The organism is Anaerocolumna sp. (genome assembly GCF_032079385.1).
In the GTDB taxonomy this organism is placed as follows: domain Bacteria; phylum Bacillota; class Clostridia; order Lachnospirales; family Lachnospiraceae; genus Anaerocolumna.
Genome location: NZ_DAMAUC010000001.1, coordinates 63,195 through 85,821 on the forward strand (window position 1 = coordinate 63,195; position 22,627 = coordinate 85,821).

Consider the following 22,627-nt stretch of genomic DNA (forward strand, 5'->3'; position numbering starts at 1 on the left):
TTTTATACAAATAAGAAAGGACGAGGGTTTATGAAAAAAAAATTACTTAGTTTAATAATGTGCGTATCACTGGTGGGGGCAATGTTAGTGGGATGCAGCGGTACAAAAGACAACACTCCGGCAGCGAATAATCAAACAAATAACCAGGGTGAAAATAAGGGAGACAGTGGGGCTAAGCAGTACAGAGTTGCTTATATTGCAAGAACACAATCTGATTCCTTTGCAGCATGGCTTGCTAATGAAATGAAAGCAGCAGCAAAAGACTATTCCGATATTACACTGGATGTATTTGATGGCCAGGCTGATGATGAGAAGGAAAATGCAGCGATTGAAAATGCCATTACAAACGGATATGACGCTATTATAGTACAGCCTAATAACGGGGAAGCACAAAGACCTTATGTTGAGAAAATTGTAAAAGCAGGTATTATTGCAATTACTACGAATGCTCGTATTACCGGTATAGAAGGAGCTTCTTCTGTAGACGCGGACCCTTACAAACAGGCAGCAGTTAATGCAGCTTTAGCAGTGGAACAAGTTCCTCAAAATGGTAAAGTAGTTGTTTTGAACGGACCTTCCGGTAACTTCCATGCAGATGAAAGAAGAAAAGCATGGCAGGCAGAATTCTTTGACAAGAGATCGGATGTAACAATTATTGCAGAAGATATTGCTAACTGGAATAAAGATGAAGCAATGTCATTTATGGAAGACTGGATTACTGCCAATGGTCAGATCGATGCTATTATTTCCATGAATGATAACATGGCAGCAGGTGCACTTGAAGTTGTAGCTGATCCGGCTGGCATATTATCCTATGGTGTTGATGGAACAGCAGAAGCAGCATTACTGATACAGGATGGAAAAATGACATCAACATGTTTACAGTCAGCTATCGATTTAGCAAAATTAAACATGGAATCCGTTCATAAATTATTGACAGGCGAAGAAAAGCAAATTGATGTGGATATTGATGAAGTACTCATTACCAAAGACAATGCCAGCCAATATGTAGATATGTATAAAGAAAGAGGATTAATTAAAGAATAAGTAAGAAAATAATAGGAACATGATATATCCGGCAGGAGATTTTTATCGTCTGCCGGATTATTTATAAGATCATATAGTTATCTACAAAGGATTTTACTAAATACGATAAATCATGGGGGCATACTGCATGAAAAAATGGATGAATTTTAAAAGTATAAAAACTAAAATGATTTTGCTGTTGGGATTTACCATATTGGTGGTCAGTATTGGAATGGGGATTATGTCTTACTATATTTCGAAGCATGCATTATTGGAAAATGTGAATAAGATGCTTCCAGAAATGGCAAAGGAATCAGCTCTCTTAATTGAAAATAATATTGATAAAAGTTTTGAACTATTAGATTTAATCGAATATAGTATAAAGGCTCCTGAATTGACGATGGAAGAGAAGCTTTCAAAGCTTAAGCTTCAAGAAGTGAAAGGCAAATATCTTCTTTTGGGAATGGCAGATTCCGAGGGAATTCTTACAACCTCCGGGAATAAAAAAATTGATATTAAGGATTTAGAAGTATATAAAAAGGCGCTGCAGGGTGAACAGGCAGTAAGTGAACCAATCAGTGATGTGTTTGGTATATCCGGAATTACAAAGGATAGTCTGGTCATAGCCTATGCAAGTCCTGTTAAAACTGCCGGTAAGATAGAAAGCGTGCTGATTGCAGTAAAATCAGGTAATACTTTCAGCACTTTAGTAAATGATATAACCTTTGGAAAGACAGGCAGGGCATTTATGGTGAATGAAAAAGGAGATATGATAGCCCATTACAACCTATCCCTGGTTTTGGATAAAGCCAATTATATGAACCAGGCGTTATCCGATAAATCACTGACAGGATTTTCAGAACTGATAAAAGAAATGTCTGAGGGAAGTGCAGGAATTAAAAAATATACATATTATGGAGCTAAAATGTATGGAGCATATGCCCCTATTCCATCCATGGGATGGTCAATTGCTGTGGAAGGAGAGGCGGGGGATATACTGTCAGGCTTAAATAAAATGAGGAATTCGGCTGTTTTATTCACGGCTTTATTCTTAGCCCTGGGTGTAGCAGCTGTATATATAACGACCGGCAGTATAACGAAGGGATTACGATTACGAATTCGGGATATCAGTTTAATGGCAGAGGGTGATTTAACAAGGGAGATATCCACTAACCATCAAAGCAGAAGGGATGAAGTGGGTATATTGGCGGCTTCTTTATATAAGATGCAGGAAAGTATAAAAGAGATGATTGGTGCAATTAGTAACAGTTCTAATGATATTGAAGGACAAGCAGAAACTTTGTCCTATATTTCAAGTTCCGTATCAACCGCAACAGATAATGTTACGACAGCCATTCAGGATGTGGCAAGAGGAGCAGGAGAACAGGCCGAAGAGTTAAGTAATATGTTAGCAAGTATCAACCGGTTTTCAGATGAGTTGTCTCAGGTAGTGGAATTAGTGAATGAGATTAATACAAAGACCCAACGAACCAGCCAGACAGCCAAAGACAGAAGCGACGACATGGAATTGCTGGTGAAAAATACAGATGTAATCAATAATGCTTTTAAGAATTATATGAAAAAAATCATTGGATTCATCGAGAATATCAAAAAGGTAGGGGAAATAGTTGACTTTATTAATGGTATAGCAGATCAGACAAATCTTTTATCATTAAATGCTGCCATTGAGGCAGCCAGAGCCGGTGAAGCGGGTAGAGGCTTTTTGGTAGTTGCAGATCATATTAGAAGTCTGGCAGATCAAACGAAGACTTTGTCAATTGATATCTATACTATAATAAGCGAAGTTACTATAGAAACAGATGAAATGTTTCAAACCACAAAATCACTGGATGATAAATTTAATTCGCAGACTGAGACTTTATATAATACGATGAGCTCCTTTGAGCAAATCATACAGGAGTTTCAAAATGTGGCATCTATGTTAGAAGGAGTTAATCATTCTACTTCTGCATTAGAACAGGAAAAAGATTCTATGATTGAAAAAATTGAAGGAACAGCATCCATTGCCCAGCAGGTATCTGCATCATCAGAAGAAATTGCAGCTTCTGCCGAAGAAATGAATGCCTCTGTGGCAGAGGTCTCATTTGCTGTGGAAGGGTTAACGAAAACGGCAAAGGAAATGAATCAAAAGATAGATTATTTTAAGATAGCTGGAAATAGTGATGTGTAGGTAGGTTAATTAAAGAGTCAATTGGATATTTGCAATCCGCTTCGCTGCTTGCTCATAACCTCATAGATGCTATCGCAGATTGTTAGAAAGAGTTTGCACCCCTTCTGACACAAGTAAGCCCCCAACCACCACTTAGCCTTTCCGGCATTGAAGTGGTGGATAGGGACTTACTTAATGAGGTTAAATCACAATATTTTGCATCTTCATCACAATATATTACATAGTTAAGTTATTAACGAAAATTTTCATAATAAATTACACGAACTAAGAAATCCTGTTTCTTCTGATATGAGGTAAGAGATGCTATAGTTTAGTCAGAAGCAAGAGAAAACATAAGTTTGTAATAAAATAGGGAGGCAGGACAATGAAACACCACATTAAGCTTAGGGTTTCTAAGATAGAGAAATCTTTTCCGGGTGTTAAGGCTTTAGATAAAATTGATTTTGAAGTAAGACATGGGACGGTTCATGCTCTTTGCGGAGAAAATGGAGCAGGAAAATCCACTTTAATGAAAATAATCAACGGTATCTATAAACCGGATGGAGGACAGATCTTTATTGATGAAGAGCCGGTTAAAATTCAGAATCCAATTCACGCCAGACAGCATGGTATTGCAATGATAGCGCAGGAATTAAACTATGTACCGGAAATGTCCATAGAAGAAAATTTATTTCTGGGAAGGCTTCCGGTTACAAAGACCGGTAAGGTGGATTGGAAGCTTTTAAGGAAGAAAACTATTGAATTCCTGGAGGCTGAAAAACTGCCTTATAAACCTACACAAAAGCTAAAGACTTTGACTGTATCAGATATTCAAATGTTAGAAATCATTAAGGCCGTCTCCAATAATGCACAAATCATTGTTATGGATGAACCCACCTCATCTATTACCCAGCGAGAAATAGAAATACTTTTTAAAAAGATTGAGGAACTGAAAAAGAAAGGTGTCAGTATTGTTTATATATCACATAAATTGGATGAAGTTTTTCAAATAGCGGATGACATTACAGTCTTTCGTGACGGAACCGTAGTAGAAAGTCATCCTGCCAGCGAAATGACTATGGATCAGGTAATTTCTTTAATGGTGGGCCGCAAAATGGAAAATGTTTATCCGAAAGAGGAAGTAGAAATAGGCGAGAAGCTATTAGAAGTGAAAGACCTGTATAGCGATGGTATTTTTAAAGATATTGATTTTTATGTTCGAAAGGGTGAAATCGTTGGGTTTGCAGGACTTGTAGGTGCTGGAAGAACAGAAGTAATGAGGGCTGTCTTTGGACTCGATCCTATTACATCAGGAGAGATTCGGATTAATAAGGAAAAGGTGGTAATTAAGAGTGTTGCAGACAGCATAAAGCAAAAGATGGTAATGCTGTCGGAGGACAGAAGAAGATATGGTATTATTCCAATCCGAAGCGTTATGGAGAATGCAAGTATTTCCAGTTTGGAAAAAGTAATCTATGGCGGTTATGCTCATGAAAAAGAGGAGCGTAAAATCGTGGGAGAGTACTTTAAAAAAATGAATGTTAAAACCCCTACTCTAGATACCCCTATACAATCCTTAAGCGGCGGTAACCAGCAAAAGGTATTACTGGCGAAATGGATGCTAAGGGATCCCAGGGTTTTAATATTGGATGAGCCTACCAGAGGTATTGATGTGGGAGCCAAATTCGAAATTTATAAGCTTATGGTTGAAATGGCGAAACAAGACAGAGCGGTTATCATGGTTTCTTCAGAACTGCCGGAACTAATTGGTATGTGTGACCGGATATATGTAATGAATCAAGGTAAAATAACCGGGGAATTAAATCGAGATGAATTTTCCCAGGAAGCCATAATGAAATATGCAACAAGCACCGTATAGGCGCTAAAGCGCAAGAATCGAGGTTAAGAATGAGAGAGAAATTTAAAAATACTTCCATTAAGGAGAAGTATTCTATATTTATTGTATTATTTGTCATGATTTTTCTGTGCAGTATATTAAATAAGAACTTTTTATCATCCAGCAATTTATCCAACATTATGAAACAGCTGGCTGTAAGTACTATTTTAGCCTATGGTGAGATGCTATTAATTATCAGTGGTATGCTGGATTTATCATCAGGATCTGTACTTGCTTTATCCGGTGTCTTGTCAATTATGTCCTATCAGGCAACAGGTTCACTGATCATAGCAGTAATCGTAGCCATAGCAGTAGCAGTTGCCTGTAACTTAATTAATGCTTTAATGATTACCAATTTAAATGCACCTCCGTTTATTGCAACCTTAGTAATGATGCAGGTAGCCCGTGGAGTTGCTTTATTGATAACAAATGGACAAAACATCTTACAGCTAAAGAAATATGTTATATTCGGACAAGGATATATCGGACCTGTGCCTATATCCATTCTTATTACAATTGCAATCACAATTATTATCTGGTATGTGCTAAGACACACAAGACTGGGACGCTCCTTATATGCAATCGGTGGCAATGAGGAAGCTTCTGTGGCAGCAGGTATCAAGGTGAAAAAGAATAAGTATCTTGTCTTTGTTATTAACGGTATCTTAGTAGGTATTGCGGGGATTTTGTTTATGTCCCGTGTAAATGCAGGACTGCCAAACGGTGCTATTGGATACGAAATGGAAGGATTAACAGCGGCAATCGTTGGTGGAACAAGCTTTTCAGGCGGTGTAGGAAGTACAATGGGAACATTGGCAGGTGCGCTGATTATTGGATGCTTAAATAATATTATGAACCTGGTAGGAGTGGATTCTTACATTCAGCAGATTGTAAAAGCAGTTATTATAGCCTTAGCAGTTATTTGGGACATCAGATCCAAGACAAGAAAGACAAAAAAAGTAATTCTTGTTGAGGAGAAAAAAGCGGCTTAATCATTTTGACATTATAAAATCTACAAATTCAGAACTTACCAAATATTGAAAATGTTTTAATATCAAAGATATTTAAATAACAAAAATATTTAAATAACAAAGATATTTAAATAAGAGGCTCATTTAAGATACTAATTTAAAACACTAATTTTAAGAAGCGTTTGCTAAATAAATGATTCAAATGGAAACTTTTATCCAGCTAAAAAACTTATTACTTTATAAAATCTATAAAATAATCTAATATAAAGGAGAGATACTATGAAAAACAATGCAGTGTTTATGACCGGGTTAAACAAAATGGAAATGCGAGAAGTAGAAGTACCAAGTATTAAAGACAATGAGGTATTGGTAAAGCTTGAGTATGTAGGAATATGCGGATCAGACGTACATTATCTTGAACATGGCTCTATTGGTGATTTTGTAGTAGATGGGGACTTCATTCTTGGTCATGAGTGTGCCGGTGAAGTGGTTGGACTGGGAAGTAATGTAACTCATTTAAACTTAGGAGATAAGGTGGCTTTAGAGCCCGGCTGTACCTGCGGACAGTGCGAATTTTGTAAGACAGGGAAATATAATCTCTGCCCCGATGTTGAATTCCTTGCAACGCCTCCTTATCATGGCTGTCTTGAAAACTATATTGCCTTTCCCGCTAATATGTGTTTCAAATTACCGGTTAACATTACAACAAAAGAAGGTGCACTTGTAGAACCTTTAGCAGTAGGAATGCATGCAGCAGCACAGGGAAATGTTAAACTTGGGGATTCCGTTGTTATCTTAGGGTCCGGTTGTATCGGACTTGTAACTTTATTAGCCTGCAAGGCATATGGGGCTACGGACATTACTGTAGTAGATGTAATGCCAAAAAGACTTGAATATGCAATGAAACTGGGTGCTACGAGAGTAATTAATGCCAAAGAAGAAGATGCGGCCGCTAAAATGGATGAAATCACAAAGGGAAATGGAGTGGATGTTGTTATTGAAACTGCCGGCAGTAAGATTACTATCAAACAGACAGCATACCTTGTGAAACGCGGTGGTACCATTGTACTGGTAGGAATGGCACCGGAAGATATTATTGAATACAATTTTGCGAAAATTATGGCAAAAGAAGCTTCTATTCAGTCAGTATTCCGTTACAGAAATATATATCCCAAAGCCATAAAAGCCATTAGTGAGGGCATTATAGACGTATCCGGCATTGTTACTCATGAATTTGATTTTGAAGATACTGCAAAAGCATTTGACTTTGTAATAAACAACAAAAATGATGTGGTAAAGGCTGTTATTAAAATAGGATAAGGTGATAGGTTGAAAAATAAAGCTTTTTCAACCGGAAATTTGTGGGGCACAATTTGTGCCTGTGCACCCAAAATTGCTTCATTATTAAATGGTGCTAAAGCACCGGAATCGAGGTTAATATGTATTATATTGGTATTGATTTAGGAACCTCAGCCGTAAAACTTTTGCTAATGGAAGCTAACGGTAAAATTCTTAACAGTATTTCAAAAGAGTATCCCCTAAGTTTTCCACACCCTGGTTGGTCAGAACAGCAACCGGAAGACTGGTGGAATGCAGTGTGTGAAGGTATTGTGGGATTAACGGAGAATTTCGACAAAGAAAAAGTGGCAGGTATTAGTTTTGGCGGTCAAATGCATGGACTTGTTATTCTGGATGAGAAGGACAATGTGATTCGCCCGGCGATTCTTTGGAACGACGGAAGAAGTACGGAGGAAACGGATTATCTGAATCAGGTAATAGGCAAAGATAAGTTGTCTTCCTATACTGCCAATATTGCTTTTGCTGGTTTTACAGCACCAAAAATTCTTTGGGTAAAGAACAAAGAACCTGAGAACTTTATCAAAATAAATAAAATCATGCTGCCCAAGGATTATATTGCTTATAAACTTTCAGGTACATTTTGTACGGATGTTTCAGATGCTTCCGGAACGCTGCTATTTGATGTAAAGAATAAGTGCTGGTCCGAAGAAATGCTTGAAATATGTGGTATTACAAAAGGACAGGTACCTAAGATATATGAAAGTTATGATGTGGTTGGAAAATTAAAACCTGAACTGGCAGAAAAGTTTGGACTAAGTAAGGAAGTAAAAATTGCAGCCGGAGCAGCAGATAATGCCGCGGCAGCAATTGGTACCGGTACAGTTGGTGACGGCTTATGCAATGTATCACTTGGTACTTCCGGCACCATATTTATCTCCAGCAAAAAGTTTAGTGTGGATAAGTACAATGCCTTACATGCCTTTGCCCATGCAGACGGTAATTATCATCTGTTAGGATGTATGTTAAGTGCTGCCTCCTGTAATAAATGGTGGATGGATAACATTATTGGTACAAAAGATTATACAAAAGAACAAGAGAAGATTACGAATCTTGGTGAAAATCATGTATTCTTTTTGCCCTACTTAATGGGAGAGCGTTCTCCACACAATGATCCCAATGCCAGAGGTACTTTCATAGGTTTGACTATGGATACTGCTAGAACTGATATGACACAGGCTATATTAGAAGGAGTTGCTTTTGCAATCAGAGATTCTTTCGAAGTAGTAAAAGCTCTTGGTGTAAAAATAGAGAAAACAAAAATATCAGGAGGCGGTGCAAAAAGCACTCTTTGGCGACAAATATTTGCCAATGTATTAAACATTAAAGTTGAAATATTAGAAAGTGAAGAAGGTCCCGCCCTAGGAGGTGCTATACTGGCAGCTGTCGCATGTGGGGAATATAAAAATGTTGAAGAAGCCGCTTTAAAGATTGTAAAAATAGTGGATACAGTTGTACCTGATGAAGAGATAGCCGCAAAGTATGAAAAAAAGTATACTCAGTTTGCAAAAATCTACCCAACTGTGAAAGGGCTGTTTCAGGAAATTGCTGATTAAATATTTTAACATCATCAAGCAGTGAAGCGGATTGGGAATATCCGATTGACAGGAAAGTAAAGTAACGGCATCCTTAACATAATAAAAAATAAATACGGTTGTATATAATCTGCCTGACCAACTCAGCCTGTGATAATTACAGTTTATCCGATTGCTTGAAATTGATCAAATTATGGAATATATACATCCGTATTTTTTGCATTTCAAAATATTGGACAGTATTTGCAAAAATAATGGGAATTTATAACATAATTCAAAACATATTGCATAATTCGTCTAAGTGATTTAACATTAAATTTGTGAAATAACCTATAATAGATTTTGATAAATATTTTACCTGTATAAAATGTAAAGGAGGATGAATCATGGGATGGCGTAATTGCAAAAGCATTAGACCATTACTTGCATTCTTTTGTATTATTATATTTTTATCCACTGGATGCTCAAAACAGGTGGAACAAGCTCAAACGAAAGTGGCACTATTTGGTGAAAACAGCAGTGAGTTTGGCAATGTAGAAGCACCTGGGGATTTTGACTGGAGGCAGAATGAGGGAGTTATTCTTAATTTCATCTGCGAAGATAATATTAATGCTAATGTTTTGTCTAAAGAAGTTGAAAAGTTTACGGAAGCCACAGGTATCAGAGTGAATATAAAACGTATGGATTTTAACACTTTGGAAGAAAAAATCAATATGGAATTTATTTCAAAAACAGCCCAATATGACTTAATTTATGTGGATCCTTATAAGACGCTGAACCGATTTTCTGACGGACTGGAGGATTTGAATATTTATGAAAAAGATCCGTCACTTCCCCATATTGTAGGAGGCATAGACAGCTTTATAAAAGAGCAGCTGGAGATCTGCTCCTATTTTGAAGACAGTGAAAAGTTATATACCATTCCTTTTGATTCTACTACAATGATTCTATTTTACAGAAAAGATATTTTTGATGAATATAGGAAAGAGATGATAAAAGACCTTGGTTTTGATCCGGATCCTGCCAGCGGATATTTTACCTGGGACCAATATATAGAAGTTTCTAAGTGGATAACTGCTAATGTTTTGAATACAGATGTAAAGTTTGGGAGTATAACCATGTCTGCCAGGCATAATTCCATTTATACAGCATTTTCAACTATTCTTAGTGCTTATGGCGGCAACTATTTTTCGAATGATAAGATATTTAATTTTGGAACAAGTACAGCAAATGAACTGCTGTCAAAGACTAGTGAATTTAAAACAGCATTGAGAAAATTCAAAGACATAATAGCATTAAATACTGATAATAAACAGGGATACACTTGGGAGGAAGCAGCAGCTGTATTTACGGAAGGCAAGGCTGCTATGATGATAAACTGGGATGAAAACATTTCTGCCGTGGAGAATTCAGAGGTTGCAGGTAAGGTTGGGTATAGTATTTTACCAAAAGGCTCTGTAAGGAGTGCTAATATTTATGGGGGCTCAGGTATTGGTATTAACAGCTATGCCAGCAGCAAAAAAAAGTTGGCAGCCTGGATGTTCATCGTGTGGGCAACCTCTCCCGAAGTTCAGATGAAGTCATTTTTAAAAAAGGATGGGGGAACCCTTCCAACTAGAACGGCTTTAATAGAAAAGATTGAAAAAGAATATTCCCAAACCATGCCCCAGGTAACAGCAGTGGTTATGTCCCAGAAAAAAGAGTATGCTTATTATAGACCTAAGTTGAAAAATGGTTATGATTTTGAAGATGTGATGATAACCAATTTATATGATATGGTGCAAAATGACCTATCTGTAAGAAGTGTTTCTATTAATATGAAGAGTCAATGGAGTGAACGCCGCTGATTAAAAACGTTAAACGGAGATAAAACATGACAGGTAAAGGAAAGAATAGTTTTCGCAGACAATTTATCAAAGCCACCTCCCTTTTAATTATCGTATTTTTAATTATTTTTATGGCAATGTTTCAAAATTTTAAAAATACCCTGAGAAAACAATTTGGTGAATCGGAAAAACAATCTGTAGAAGTTGTGGCAAATAATATTGACTATATTTTAAATTCTGTTGAAAATATGTCAAACTCCATTATATCCAACGCTGAATTAACCAATGACATTAAAACGGGTGAAAAGGAGCAGCTTGTAGATAAGTTATATAGTTTCTATATTTCTAACAATAACATTGAAGGCATTTATGTAATTACACCCAGCGGATACCTGCAGGTTGGGGCAGAACTTCAAGATGGTGTAAAGAGCTTTCCCCGCTCTGAATTAGATGATACCACTGGAGAAATTGTTTGGTTTCCTACAAAGGAAAAGCAGGTAAAAATCCTTTCCGGGAATATGACAAAACGATATTTTTCTATGGGCAGAAAAATTATAGATGTTTATTCTCTAAAAGAACTGGGATTTATTAATATTGAAGTAGATGAAAGTGTATTAGCGGGAGCCATTAGTGATTTACAGGAAGAAAAAAGTAAGGTAGTTATTTATGATAATCTGGGAAATATGATTGTTTCCTCAGATGATGATTTTATAACGGCGGACAGCAGCAAATCCAGTTATTTTAATAAAATGATACAAGATGATAAACCTAATTATATCAGCTATTACCAGGATGGAAAGAAATATGTGGCTATTTATACTTCCTTTAATTACGGTAAATGGTATATTGTAAAAACAGTACCGGAGGCTGTGCTATATTCTGATTTAAATAAGATGCAATTATATACTCTGCTTGGAGGTGTGATTTCACTTGTGATTATGTTTAATGCAGCGTATATCTATGCAAGGAAAATAACAAAGCCCATAGAAATAATGATGTATCAAATGAAAAAGGTTGAAGATGGAAACTTAGATGTCCGGGTAGAATCGAATGTCTATAATGAACTGGATGATTTGAGTGACAGCTTTAATCAGATGGTAAATCAGATAAAAAATTTAATGGACGATATTGTAGCAGTGGAACACAATAAAAATGAGTTGGAACTGGAAGTTCTGCATGCCCAAATCAATCCTCATTTTTTATATAATACCCTCAATACTATACGATGGATGGCGAAGATAAAAGGAGAGGACAGTATTTCAGATGCCCTGGTTGCATTAGTTAAACTGTTAAGAGTAAGTATTAGTTTTGGAAATAACATGATAACCCTGGAAGAAGAAATAGCTTATATTGAGAATTATCTCCTGATACAAAAACTACGGTTTAATCAGTTATTTGAAATTCATTATGACATTATAGAAGAACATAAATTATTGAATATACCAAAGCTGATTCTACAGCCTATTGTTGAAAATTCTTTGATTTATGGAATAGACGAAGCAGAAGACAGGGAAGAGCCTATCGTTATTCGCATATTTACCAGAAGAGAAGAAAACCATATTGAAATAGTTGTAGAAGATAATGGAAACGGAATTGAAAAGGAAGTACTTGATAAGATTTTTAAACAGGAACAGAACATTAACAGATTTAGTAAGGTTGGATTAAATAATGTAAATCAAAGATTAAAATTGTATTTGGGCGATGCATATGGACTAAAGATTATTTCCACTGTGGGGGTTGGAACAACTGTTATCATTAGTGTACCGGATAACACTTTATAGTGTTTGATAAAGGAGAAGAGTATGTATAAAATAATGATTGTAGATGATGAGATGCTGGTACGTATTGGTGTGAAAGCATTGATTAACTGGGAGGAATTAGGGTTTGAGATTGTAGCAGAAGCAGGAAACGGTCAGTCAGCATTTGAAAAATATGTAGCTTTTAAGCCGGATCTTGTAATAACTGATATAAAGATGCCTAAGCAGGATGGGTTGTGGCTGACTCAAAAAATTAAAGAGTATAACCCTAATACGGAAATCATATTTTTAACCTGTTATGATGATTTCTCCTATGCAAAAAAAGCGATTAAATTACAAGTTTCCGACTATATACTAAAGGCTGAAATGGAGGAAGAAGAGTTAAAAAAGATTATACTGGAAAAGAAGAAAAAGTTAGATGCTATTACCGGACAGACCGCTGAAAATCAGAACAATAAGCTAATACTTAGAAAGCAGCAGGAGTATCTGCTTGGACTTTTATTAAGTAGTAATCGAAGCATAGAACTGGTCCGTGAAGAATTTGAAAAAGTAAATATTGAATGGAACACAATGAAGTATTGCTTTATACAATTTGATTTTCGTTCCAGCTTAAAGGCTGAAAAGAATTCTGACTATCAGACTGCCAACATAATAGCGGCATCATTGGAACTGATTATTACTAAATTTCAAGATGAAAATGTAGGTATTTTTACAAAACAGTTTGGAAAGTCCGTTACTTGTTTTGCAATGGCGGCAAATTTAAATGAAGTTAAAATTCAAAAATACATCAATTATATGAGAAATACGCTGAAACAATATTTTAATCTGGGATTTAAAAGCGCAAATTCTCCAATCACTGATACTATAGAAGAAAGCAGAAATCATATAGATTGGATATATCAGGCATCTGATAATATGTTCTATGTATCCGAGGGGGAACATTTGACGATGGATAATATAATGAAACCTTCTGACAGCCCTTTTCTTTATGATGCAGCTCTGGTTAAGGAAATATGCCAGTATGTTGAGGAGGCTGACAGCGACTCCATTCATAATAAAATAGATGAAATTGAGGCAGTGCTTAACAGGCAAAGAAGCAATTCCCTTGAAGTAAAACTGGAATTATCCCATATGATAAATGACATTTTTAAGAGATTTGACAGTTGCTTTCAGGAGGATAAGGATATCTTTATATTCCAGAAGAAAGTAATGAATTCTGAAGAATTAACAGAAGTAATTTGTGCCATAAGGGGTTTTATGGATAATATTATAAATGAGAATTCTAATAATAGAGTAGATAATTCTGAATTTCTAATAAAGAGAGCAATACAATATATTGATGATAATTACAGCAAAAAAGTATCTTTGGAAGACATAGCAGGTTATGTAGGAATTTCAAAATATTATTTTTCTGTACTCTTTAAAAAAGAGCAGTGCAGAACTTTTTCTTCTTATCTAAATTCTGTACGAATTGATAAGGCAAAACAGGCTCTTAAAAATCCTCAAGCTACAATTAATGATATTGTATATGAGATAGGGTTTAATGATCCACAGTATTTTAGTAAAACCTTTAAAAAGTATACAGGTATGACAGTAACGGAATATCGTAGTAAATATGATAAACAATAGATAAATAAATATAATTTATAGAAAACTTTTCTATAATAAGAGAGGCAGTACCCTAGACAGGGTTCATATCAGATTATTTCTGCCTCTCTTTTCTGATATTTTACTTAACAAGACTTATAATAGAATTGCAGCATTATGTATTTGGAATTGCGAGGATGGGCTAAGATTCTTCCATCAATTGAAACGTTGGAGAAGGAAATGTTAAGGCGGGAAGATGAGATGGAAAGATATTTAATAAACTGTAAATGTTTAGTTGATTTTTGCTTTAAACTGTGATATTCTTGTAAAGTAATCAAAAAATTATTAGAGTTGACCTACATACAAGTCGTTCTTTTAACTGATTTGTATTTGTGTCAGCTTTTTTATTTAATTTGATACAAATATTATAATGGAGGTATCGTATATGAATAACGGTATAGTAAAATGGTTTGATTCACAAAAAGGATTTGGGTTCATTACCGACGAAAACGGAGGAGATGATGTATTTGTGCATTTTTCAGCAATTTCTTCCAATGGATATAAGAGTCTTGATGAAGGTCAAAGGGTTACTTTTGATCTTGAAAGAGATCCTAAGAGCAGAAAGGTTAAAGCTACTAATGTTTGTGTAGCGTAGACCTAAAAAATAAAACAAATTATTAGATGTACTGTTATTATTTTATCCATATAAAATTTGTATCTATAATAGTAAGTTTTACAGGGCAGAATATTATTCTGCCCTGACTTTTTTCTGCCTTGTACTCTGTACAAATAATGTTGGTCAGGTTTCTGGTGCTGATGAAATAATTAAGTATAAACAATTATTTGATGAAGGCATTATTACACAGAAAGAATTTGATTTAAAGAAAAAACAATTGCTTGGTTTATAGAAATTGGATAGAATTTAAATTACTAGTTGTATAAGGTAGGCGCTTACTCCGGTAAGTGCTTTTTTTATGAAAAGAAGAGGGCACTTTAAATACATTAATGAATATGCATCAAATATTGGAGGAATTGTAGAATAGCAGAAGAAAAGATGGGATGGTAGTAATTGCAATAGATTATTCTGAAAACTGAAGTTGTTATTTTGGTATTAGACTCAAAGAATTTATCCTTTATGCCATGATTATAGATTGAAGTAGTGTAATATTATGGTATAATAAAATATATAAGATTACAAAATTATTGTTAAAGGGGATGAACAGATGAAAAAATGTAAGTTTATAATTACAGCCATTATAATTATGTTAGTTTCGCTATCATCGGCAAATATTGTACAGGCAGCAAAGCTAAACAGTGAAAGTGTTGCATTAATGCCAGAAGAAACTTATCAGTTGGAGGTTTTAGACAATAAAAAACCAGTGAAATGGTACAGTAGCGATAAGAAAATAGTAGCGGTTAATTCTAAGGGAAAGATTAGGGCAAAGAAAGTTGGAAAAGCCATAATAACCGCAAAGATTGGTAAACAAAAAATTGAATGTGAAATTAATGTATCAAAGCCGAAAAAGGCTATAGTGATGGCGATAGCATCGACAAAGGAATCCGAAAAACAGACGCATATTACATTAAGTTCATATGAGAATTTGAAAGAAAATATGAGCTATGAAGAGGCAGTTAAAACCATCGGTGCAGAGGGGATGCTAGTAACTCAAGATCAGGACAAAAGTGGAAAAACAACATCTGAGGTATATACCTGGTATGGAGACGATGAAATATCAAGTGCCAGTATTGTATTTAAAGATGGTAAGCTAGTTGAAAAAGAGCAGGTTTCATTAGACTAGTTTAAATTTTCACAGAGGCACTCTAATTAGGGGTGTCTTTTTTATACTCAACTAAATTGCGGGAGGATTTTAAATATGAAATATAATTGTGAACTTATCAGAGACCTATTACCGCTTTGTCAGGATAATGTAGCAAGTATAGCCAGTCAAGCCGCTGTGAATGAGCACTTATTGGAATGCGCTGAATGCCGTAGTTTTAAGAAAAACATGGAGACTGATGATTTTCCACAAAGCAGGGCAAAAATAAAAGATGTAGAAACTATAAGATATACGAAAGTTGCCAAACGCATAAGGAAGAGAAAGACACTTTTAATTGCCTGTGTTGCTTTGATTATTGCTTCAGTAACCTATTTTGCTAATGCTTACGCTAATGGGAAAAGTTTTGATGCTTACACCTGTTCCCAAAACAGTCATTTGATAGATGAAAAATCTATTTTATTAAGTGATGTAGACATGTTTCCCTTCCGTATTTATCTATATGAAAACGAGGATAAATATCGGACAATAGTTACAAAATACGCTTTCCCATTTTGGGAACTGGGAAGCGGTTCCTGGGCTAATAAAACAGATGATCTGGTAAAATTAGTCGGCTGGTGCAGCGGTAAATATGATGAACAGGGGATTACGGTAGTTCCTGTCCAATGTTTTGACGAACAGGTGGCGTACATTGAAATGGGCACGAATGACCGTCTGCGTAAAGAAGTTAAAGTTGGAGAAGTTATGATATTTTCCTGGGCCAATTCTTTACGGTGGAATGATCTTGATGGAATCGCTTATTCAAAAGAAGGGGAACCATTATACAAGTTAGGATATGACAATAAAAACGCTACAATTAGAACAGACGAATTGAGATGGCTTCCAGTTTATGATGTGACCGATTAACTTATGCTTGGGAATTCAGGGGCATAAAATGGTGTCAAATTCAATACCATTGAGCTGCAGAACGCAATATGACAGCAGCGGTTTTCGGGATGCAGGCGGTATTAAGTACATCCTATTACATCTTTTATACTTTGACGGCTTTGGAGCAGCAGGTTTCTCTATGTGTCCGAAGCCGATTTTTCTTATTCATGAAGAGCACCGCTAGGGTTACATTTTAGCATAACCGATCTTTTGGCACAACTATCCCCAACTGTTCATAAACTTTTTAATAAGCATTCAAACATAGTACATATATGAACGATACAATAAAACCATAGAGTTCTACATAGTTACTCTCTTTTTCATAAATAGCCGGTAGGAATTGCCTACTGGCTCCTCCTATTTTAAGGGAACATTTAAACATACTTTCTGCTCCACATCTTATGTATATAAACTCTTTGAATATAAACCATACACAAGCAACTACATAAATCATAACTACATACATAACTACATAAATTTTCCTAGAATGGAACCTATTCCTAATCCACATCGTCTAATTCTTACAAAACAAATAAATGGATAGGAGGAGCTTTTATGAAAAAAGGGATGAGATTAGGAGTTAGTTTATTGCTAGTAATTGTTCTAATTGTTTCAAACCTGGCAGGATGTAGCAATGAGAAAAGTTCAGAAACAAATAATTCGGGTCAAGCTACACAAGCAGCGAAAGAAGACCAGTATACCCAGAGGACGGAAGCAGGTGGGGAGTATGACACAGCAGAAGAGCCATATCCGTCTGAAACAGCTAATATTTATTCAGATAGTAAATCCAAAGACTTCCTGGAAGATGCAGACTATGGCTATAATGCTAAAATGGAATATGAATCTCAATTTAATACAGAAGAGTACAATGCAATTGCAGAGAATAATTTTAAATCCGTACAAGACAATCCTTTATCTACCTTCTCAATAGACGTGGATACTGCATCATACAGCAATGTTCGAAGAATGCTTTATAATAACCAGACGGTTGTACCGGATGCAGTAAGAATAGAAGAAATGATTAATTATTTTCATTACGATTATCAGAAGCCAAGGGGAGAGGAACCATTTTCCGTAACTACGGAACTGTCAGACTGTCCATGGAATAAGGAAGCAAAATTACTGCTTATTGGTCTTCAGGCGCAAGAAATTGATATGGAGGAACGGCCCAGTACCAATCTTGTGTTTTTATTGGATGTGTCCGGATCTATGGATGAAGAGGATAAATTGCCTCTTATGCAAAAGGCCTTTGTTCTGTTAACAGAGAATCTGACAGAAAAGGACAGGGTATCCATTGTTACCTATGCAGGCTACGAAAGCGTAGTGTTAGAAGGTGCAAGAGGAAATGAAACAGGTAAAATTGTGAATGCCATTGAAAACTTAAGTGCAGGGGGAAGCACAGCAGGGGCAGCAGGCATTATGAAAGCCTATCAATTAGCAGAAGAATATTTTATAAAAGGTGGAAATAATCGGGTTATTTTAGCCACAGATGGAGATCTGAATGTAGGAGTGACAAGTGAAGGGGAATTAACCAGATTAATTAAAGAGAAAAAAGAAAGCGGTGTATTCTTATCTGTTCTTGGATTTGGAACAGGCAATATAAAAGATAATAAGATGGAAGCCTTAGCGGATAACGGGAATGGAAACTATGCATATATTGATTCTTTATTAGAAGCAAAGAAGGTGCTGGTTGAAGAAATGGGAGGCACATTATATACAGTAGCGAAGGATGTGAAGCTCCAGGTCGAATTTAATCCTGCAAGAATCGGCAGTTACCGGTTAATTGGGTACGAGAATCGTGCTCTGAATACGGAGGATTTTAATGACGATACAAAGGATGCTGGAGAAATTGGAGCAGGTCACAGGGTTACCGCACTTTATGAACTAATTGGAATAGATTCCAAGCAGCCGGTTTCAACAACGGATTTAAAATATCAGTCTGGAAATAGTGATACTTCCAATAGGGAGTTTAATGAAGAATTACTAACCATAAATATTCGCTATAAAGAACCGGATGGAAATAAGAGTAAATTGCTCTCCGTACCGGTAATGGATAGAGCATATACTCGGGTAATGCCCAAGAATCTTGCATTTGCCAGTTCTGTTGCAGCATTTGGTATGATTCTTCGAGACAGTGAGTTTAAAGGAGATGCTTCTTTAAATATGGTACTGGAGCTGTTAAAAGAATATAATTATTCCAATGACGAATATAAGGATGAATTTATATCATTAGTAAAGATGATGAAAAGATATTCTTAGAAATAACAAAATATATTAGCGAAAAATTATATTAGCAGCGCAATATACAAACTATGAATTAGTAATAATCATTTGATATTTACTAAGAAAATATCATAAACAAAGCATTATAAATAAAGAATATTAAAAAAAGGTTGATTTTTTATATAATTGTGTTAGAATTAATAATAGTGAATAGAATAATTTTGGATTGTTACTGGAATACAGGCAAGACCAAATTTTATGAGACAATATCAGAATGACTTTGTCTTGTAAAGTTTGGTCTTTTTTATGAATACCATGTGGAATTATTTAACAATTATGATTTGATCTATTAACTAGGAAAGTAACAAAGCAGATTGTAAATATTCGCTTTGTTATTACATTAATGTTTTGGGGTGTGCTATGAATATAGAAAGAATAATTAATAACAATGTAGTTAGTGCAAGAGATCCGGATGGGAGAGAAGTAGTAATTATGGGAAAAGGTATCGGCTTTAAAGGAAAGCTGGGGAATACGATACCGGAGAGCCGGATTGAAAAGATATTCTATATGGATAGTCAAAGTGCTGTTGATAAATTTAAAGAGCTGTTGATTACGATACCGCTGGAACACATTCAAATCACCAATGAAATAGTGGAATATGCTAAAAGAGTTCTCAATAAAAAATTAAATGAAAATATATACATAACTTTGACGGATCATATTAATTTTGCAATAGAACGTCTGAATCAGGGAATGACCTTTCAGAATCCTTTATTATGGGAAGTTAAAAACTTTTATAGGCAGGAATATCTGATTGGAGAATATGCAGTGGCCTTAATTCGAAAAGAATTAAAAGTCAATCTTCCCATTGATGAGGTGGCGTCCATTGCTCTCCATATTGTTAATGCAGAATACAATACGGTAATGAGTGAAGCAATTAATATTACAAGAATCATACCGGAACTTGTCCAGATTGTAAAAGATTACTTTCAAATTAAGCTAGATGAAGAATCCCTCCATTATGAACGTTTTATTACTCATCTAAAATTCTTGGCACAAAGGATGGTAAAGAAACAATTATTAGACAACAGGGAAGAGGATTTTAGGGAAATGATAGTAAAATTATATCCTAAGGAATATCTATGCAGCCAGCAAGTAGCAGAATATATGGGGGAGCATCTGGGGCAAAAAGTTACGGAAGAAGAACTTACTTATCTGACGGTTCACATCAGAAGGGTGATAATGGAGGATAGTTAGTAATATAGACATAATAAAATTTCATAAAGCAAGAAAGGACGTACTTAAAATGTTTGATAAATTAAAAGAAACTTTAGGTATCAAAGAAAAGACAAATACAATATTAGCGCCAGTAGAAGGATATGCATGTTCCCTTAAGGAAGTCAACGATCCCACCTTTAACCAGGAAATTTTAGGAAAGGGAATTGCTATAAAACCTGCAAAGGGAAGAGTGGTATCACCGGTAAACGGTACTGTGACATTAGTATTTGAAACGAAACATGCAATAAGTATCACAAGGGATTCGGGAGAAGAAATATTAATACATATTGGATTGGATACAGTGGATCTAAAAGGTAAATATTTTACCGCCCATGTAAAAGAAGGAGATAAAGTAAAAGCTGGTGATTTACTGGTAGAATTTGATTTGGAAAAAATAAAAGAAGCAGGGTACGATGTTACTACTCCGGTTGTTATATGTAATTCAAATGAATATAAGGAAATAAATCCAATTGCAAATAAAGAGGTTAAAGAACTGGATAAAATTATAAATATTAAGAAGTAATTTTTATATTTCCTTATAAATATAAAAGAATGGCTAGATAGAAAGGGGGGTAAAAACTTTACATATCGGCTTAAAAATATATTTTAACTAAAAGCTTTATAATGCAACGATTATGTGTAGCTGCAATAAGGCAGCAGCATAAAAGAAAGGGGAAGTTTTATTATGATGAAATATCTTCAAAGATTAGGCAAATCATTAATGTTACCAGTTGCATGTTTACCGGCAGCAAGCTTACTTATGGGTATTGGATATTGGATGGATCCTACAATTATGCAAGGCGGGGACCCTGGTTCATTACACGCCATTGCCAGCTTCTTAGTAAAAGCCGGTGGCGCTTTAATTGACCATATGGCCATCCTTTTTGCCATTGGTGTCGGTGTGGGTATGTCTGATGATAATGATGGTACAGCAGGATTGGCAGGACTTGTTTCCTGGCTGATGATGACAACACTGTTAGCTCCGGGGACTGTTGCAGCGTTAAAAGGTATTGAGGTTGCAAGCGTTAACGCGGCTTTTGGAAAAGTTGAAAATGCATTTATCGGTATTTTGGCAGGTATTATTGGAGCTGTTTGTTATAATAAATTTAAATATACTAAATTGCCGGATGCCCTTTCCTTCTTTAGTGGAAAGCGAAGTGTTGCAATTGTTACTGCAATAGCATCTTTATTTTCCTCATTAATTCTATTTTTCATCTGGCCGTTTATCTACGGGGGATTGGTTGGATTCGGGAAAATGATCATGGACAGTGGTGCAATCGGTGCCGGAATCTATGCTACATGTAACAGATTGCTCATTCCTTTTGGTCTGCACCATGCATTAAACTCTGTATTCTGGTTTGATATAGCAGATATTAATGATATTGGTAAATATCTTGGTACAATAGAAGGCGGTATTCGTGGTGTGACAGGTATGTATCAAACCGGTTTCTTCCCGGTAATGATGTTTGGTTTACCGGCAGGTGCCTTAGCTATGTATCGTACTGCAAAAGATAAAAATAAAAAGATTGCAGCAGGTGTGTTATTAGGCGGCGCATTATCTGCCTTCTTTACAGGTGTTACAGAGCCACTTGAATTTGCATTTATGTTCTTAGCTCCCGGTCTTTATGTAGTTCATGCGTTATTTACAGGTCTTTCTGTTGCAATATCAGTTATTTTGCCGGTACGTTGTGGATTTGCTTTTTCAGCAGGTTTCGTAGATTGGATTTTAAGCTTTAGAAACCCTATGGCTGTCAATCCATTGCTGATTATCCCCATGGGTATTGTAGTTGGAATTGTTTACTACATAGTATTCCGTTTTGTAATTACCAAGTTTAATTTAAAAACACCAGGTCGTGAAGACGATTTGGAAAATGACTTAAAAGTAACCCTCACTAATGATAATTTTGCCCAAGTAGCAGCTATTGTATTAGAGGGAATCGGCGGTAAAGAAAATGTTTCGAATCTGGATAATTGCGTTACAAGATTACGTTTTGAAATTAAAGACTATACGAAAGTAAATGAGAAGAAGATTAAGTCAGCAGGGGTAGCCGGTATTATTAGGCCTAGTAAAACTTCTGTCCAAGTAATTATTGGTACTAAGGTAGAATTTGTGGCAAATGAAATAAAGAAAATGTTATAATTGCTTACCTTTCCTTAAGTTTGGAAATGTTGGCTGAGTTTTATTATTAAGCTCTACAAAAAGGTGGGATGAAAGAATGCCAGTTATTCTTTCATCCCACCTTTTTATCTGCACAACGCTGGTTATTCATCATAAAAAAATAAAAAACATTTTTCATCA

18 protein-coding genes are annotated in these 22,627 nt (G+C 35.5%); all 18 read left to right on the plus strand.

The features are described 5' to 3' along the window. Positions 1–30: 30 nt before the first annotated feature. The 18 genes from RT261_RS00310 to nagE all read left to right on the plus strand — a co-directional run bounded on the left by RT261_RS00310 (position 31) and on the right by nagE (position 22,468). A complete protein-coding gene (locus RT261_RS00310; RefSeq protein WP_313127896.1) occupies positions 31–1,047 on the plus strand; it encodes a sugar ABC transporter substrate-binding protein in 1,017 nt (338 codons plus the stop codon). 127 nt (positions 1,048–1,174) lie between these two features. Next, positions 1,175–3,217 (plus strand): methyl-accepting chemotaxis protein, encoded by a 2,043-nt coding sequence (locus RT261_RS00315; protein ID WP_313127898.1) that lies wholly within the window; start codon positions 1,175–1,177, stop codon positions 3,215–3,217. A 364-nt stretch (positions 3,218–3,581) separates the two neighbouring features. After that, complete coding sequence (locus RT261_RS00320; RefSeq protein WP_313127900.1) at positions 3,582–5,075, plus strand: sugar ABC transporter ATP-binding protein; 1,494 nt, start codon at positions 3,582–3,584, stop codon at positions 5,073–5,075. A 29-nt stretch (positions 5,076–5,104) separates the two neighbouring features. Further along, complete coding sequence (locus tag RT261_RS00325; RefSeq protein WP_313127901.1) at positions 5,105–6,085, plus strand: ABC transporter permease; 981 nt, start codon at positions 5,105–5,107, stop codon at positions 6,083–6,085. A gap of 258 nt (positions 6,086–6,343) precedes the next feature. Next, entirely contained in the window at positions 6,344–7,384 is a 1,041-nt protein-coding gene (locus RT261_RS00330) for an NAD(P)-dependent alcohol dehydrogenase (protein ID WP_313127902.1), read from the plus strand. Between the two features lie 119 nt (positions 7,385–7,503). Beyond that, entirely contained in the window at positions 7,504–8,976 is a 1,473-nt protein-coding gene (gene xylB / locus RT261_RS00335; protein ID WP_313127903.1) for a xylulokinase, read from the plus strand. Positions 8,977–9,341: 365 nt separating this feature from the next. Next, positions 9,342–10,802 carry an extracellular solute-binding protein gene (locus RT261_RS00340; protein ID WP_313127904.1) on the plus strand — a complete coding sequence of 487 codons (1,461 nt, stop codon included), beginning with the start codon at positions 9,342–9,344 and terminating at the stop codon, positions 10,800–10,802. Positions 10,803–10,828: 26 nt separating this feature from the next. Further along, positions 10,829–12,562, plus strand: a complete 1,734-nt coding sequence (locus tag RT261_RS00345; protein ID WP_313127905.1) for a cache domain-containing sensor histidine kinase — start codon at positions 10,829–10,831, stop codon at positions 12,560–12,562. A gap of 21 nt (positions 12,563–12,583) precedes the next feature. After that, complete coding sequence (locus RT261_RS00350) at positions 12,584–14,167, plus strand: response regulator transcription factor (RefSeq protein ID WP_313127907.1); 1,584 nt, start codon at positions 12,584–12,586, stop codon at positions 14,165–14,167. Positions 14,168–14,570: 403 nt separating this feature from the next. Further along, entirely contained in the window at positions 14,571–14,780 is a 210-nt protein-coding gene (locus tag RT261_RS00355; RefSeq protein WP_313127908.1) for a cold-shock protein, read from the plus strand. A 169-nt stretch (positions 14,781–14,949) separates the two neighbouring features. After that, entirely contained in the window at positions 14,950–15,033 is an 84-nt protein-coding gene (locus RT261_RS20970) for an SHOCT domain-containing protein (protein ID WP_313128542.1), read from the plus strand. 315 nt (positions 15,034–15,348) lie between these two features. Continuing rightward, positions 15,349–15,924 carry an Ig-like domain-containing protein gene (locus RT261_RS00365; protein WP_313127909.1) on the plus strand — a complete coding sequence of 192 codons (576 nt, stop codon included), beginning with the start codon at positions 15,349–15,351 and terminating at the stop codon, positions 15,922–15,924. A 75-nt stretch (positions 15,925–15,999) separates the two neighbouring features. Next, on the plus strand, positions 16,000–16,806 hold the full coding sequence (locus tag RT261_RS00370) for a zf-HC2 domain-containing protein (protein ID WP_313127910.1): 807 nt from the start codon (positions 16,000–16,002) through the stop codon (positions 16,804–16,806). A 28-nt stretch (positions 16,807–16,834) separates the two neighbouring features. Then, a complete protein-coding gene (locus RT261_RS00375) occupies positions 16,835–17,011 on the plus strand; it encodes a hypothetical protein (RefSeq protein ID WP_313127911.1) in 177 nt (58 codons plus the stop codon). Positions 17,012–17,382: 371 nt separating this feature from the next. Continuing rightward, complete coding sequence (locus RT261_RS00380) at positions 17,383–19,086, plus strand: vWA domain-containing protein (protein ID WP_313127912.1); 1,704 nt, start codon at positions 17,383–17,385, stop codon at positions 19,084–19,086. Between the two features lie 384 nt (positions 19,087–19,470). After that, the gene (licT, locus tag RT261_RS00385; protein WP_313127914.1) at positions 19,471–20,307 is read left to right on the plus strand and encodes a BglG family transcription antiterminator LicT; all 837 of its coding nucleotides are present in this window, start codon (positions 19,471–19,473) and stop codon (positions 20,305–20,307) included. Positions 20,308–20,356: 49 nt separating this feature from the next. After that, positions 20,357–20,851 carry a PTS sugar transporter subunit IIA gene (locus RT261_RS00390; RefSeq protein WP_313127915.1) on the plus strand — a complete coding sequence of 165 codons (495 nt, stop codon included), beginning with the start codon at positions 20,357–20,359 and terminating at the stop codon, positions 20,849–20,851. 162 nt (positions 20,852–21,013) lie between these two features. Next, positions 21,014–22,468: an N-acetylglucosamine-specific PTS transporter subunit IIBC gene (gene nagE, locus RT261_RS00395; RefSeq protein ID WP_313127917.1), complete on the plus strand. Its 1,455-nt coding sequence runs from the start codon at positions 21,014–21,016 to the stop codon at positions 22,466–22,468. The last annotated feature ends 159 nt before the right edge of the window (positions 22,469–22,627 follow it).

Coding starts and splice junctions, on each gene's coding strand:
- RT261_RS00310 (WP_313127896.1), top strand. CDS start 31: ATGAAAAAAAAATTACTTAGTTTAATAATGTGCGTATCACTGGTGGGG.
- RT261_RS00315 (WP_313127898.1), top strand. CDS start 1,175: ATGAAAAAATGGATGAATTTTAAAAGTATAAAAACTAAAATGATTTTG.
- RT261_RS00320 (WP_313127900.1), top strand. CDS start 3,582: ATGAAACACCACATTAAGCTTAGGGTTTCTAAGATAGAGAAATCTTTT.
- RT261_RS00325 (WP_313127901.1), top strand. CDS start 5,105: ATGAGAGAGAAATTTAAAAATACTTCCATTAAGGAGAAGTATTCTATA.
- RT261_RS00330 (WP_313127902.1), top strand. CDS start 6,344: ATGAAAAACAATGCAGTGTTTATGACCGGGTTAAACAAAATGGAAATG.
- xylB (WP_313127903.1), top strand. CDS start 7,504: ATGTATTATATTGGTATTGATTTAGGAACCTCAGCCGTAAAACTTTTG.
- RT261_RS00340 (WP_313127904.1), top strand. CDS start 9,342: ATGGGATGGCGTAATTGCAAAAGCATTAGACCATTACTTGCATTCTTT.
- RT261_RS00345 (WP_313127905.1), top strand. CDS start 10,829: ATGACAGGTAAAGGAAAGAATAGTTTTCGCAGACAATTTATCAAAGCC.
- RT261_RS00350 (WP_313127907.1), top strand. CDS start 12,584: ATGTATAAAATAATGATTGTAGATGATGAGATGCTGGTACGTATTGGT.
- RT261_RS00355 (WP_313127908.1), top strand. CDS start 14,571: ATGAATAACGGTATAGTAAAATGGTTTGATTCACAAAAAGGATTTGGG.
- RT261_RS00365 (WP_313127909.1), top strand. CDS start 15,349: ATGAAAAAATGTAAGTTTATAATTACAGCCATTATAATTATGTTAGTT.
- RT261_RS00370 (WP_313127910.1), top strand. CDS start 16,000: ATGAAATATAATTGTGAACTTATCAGAGACCTATTACCGCTTTGTCAG.
- RT261_RS00375 (WP_313127911.1), top strand. CDS start 16,835: ATGGTGTCAAATTCAATACCATTGAGCTGCAGAACGCAATATGACAGC.
- RT261_RS00380 (WP_313127912.1), top strand. CDS start 17,383: ATGAAAAAAGGGATGAGATTAGGAGTTAGTTTATTGCTAGTAATTGTT.
- licT (WP_313127914.1), top strand. CDS start 19,471: ATGAATATAGAAAGAATAATTAATAACAATGTAGTTAGTGCAAGAGAT.
- RT261_RS00390 (WP_313127915.1), top strand. CDS start 20,357: ATGTTTGATAAATTAAAAGAAACTTTAGGTATCAAAGAAAAGACAAAT.
- nagE (WP_313127917.1), top strand. CDS start 21,014: ATGATGAAATATCTTCAAAGATTAGGCAAATCATTAATGTTACCAGTT.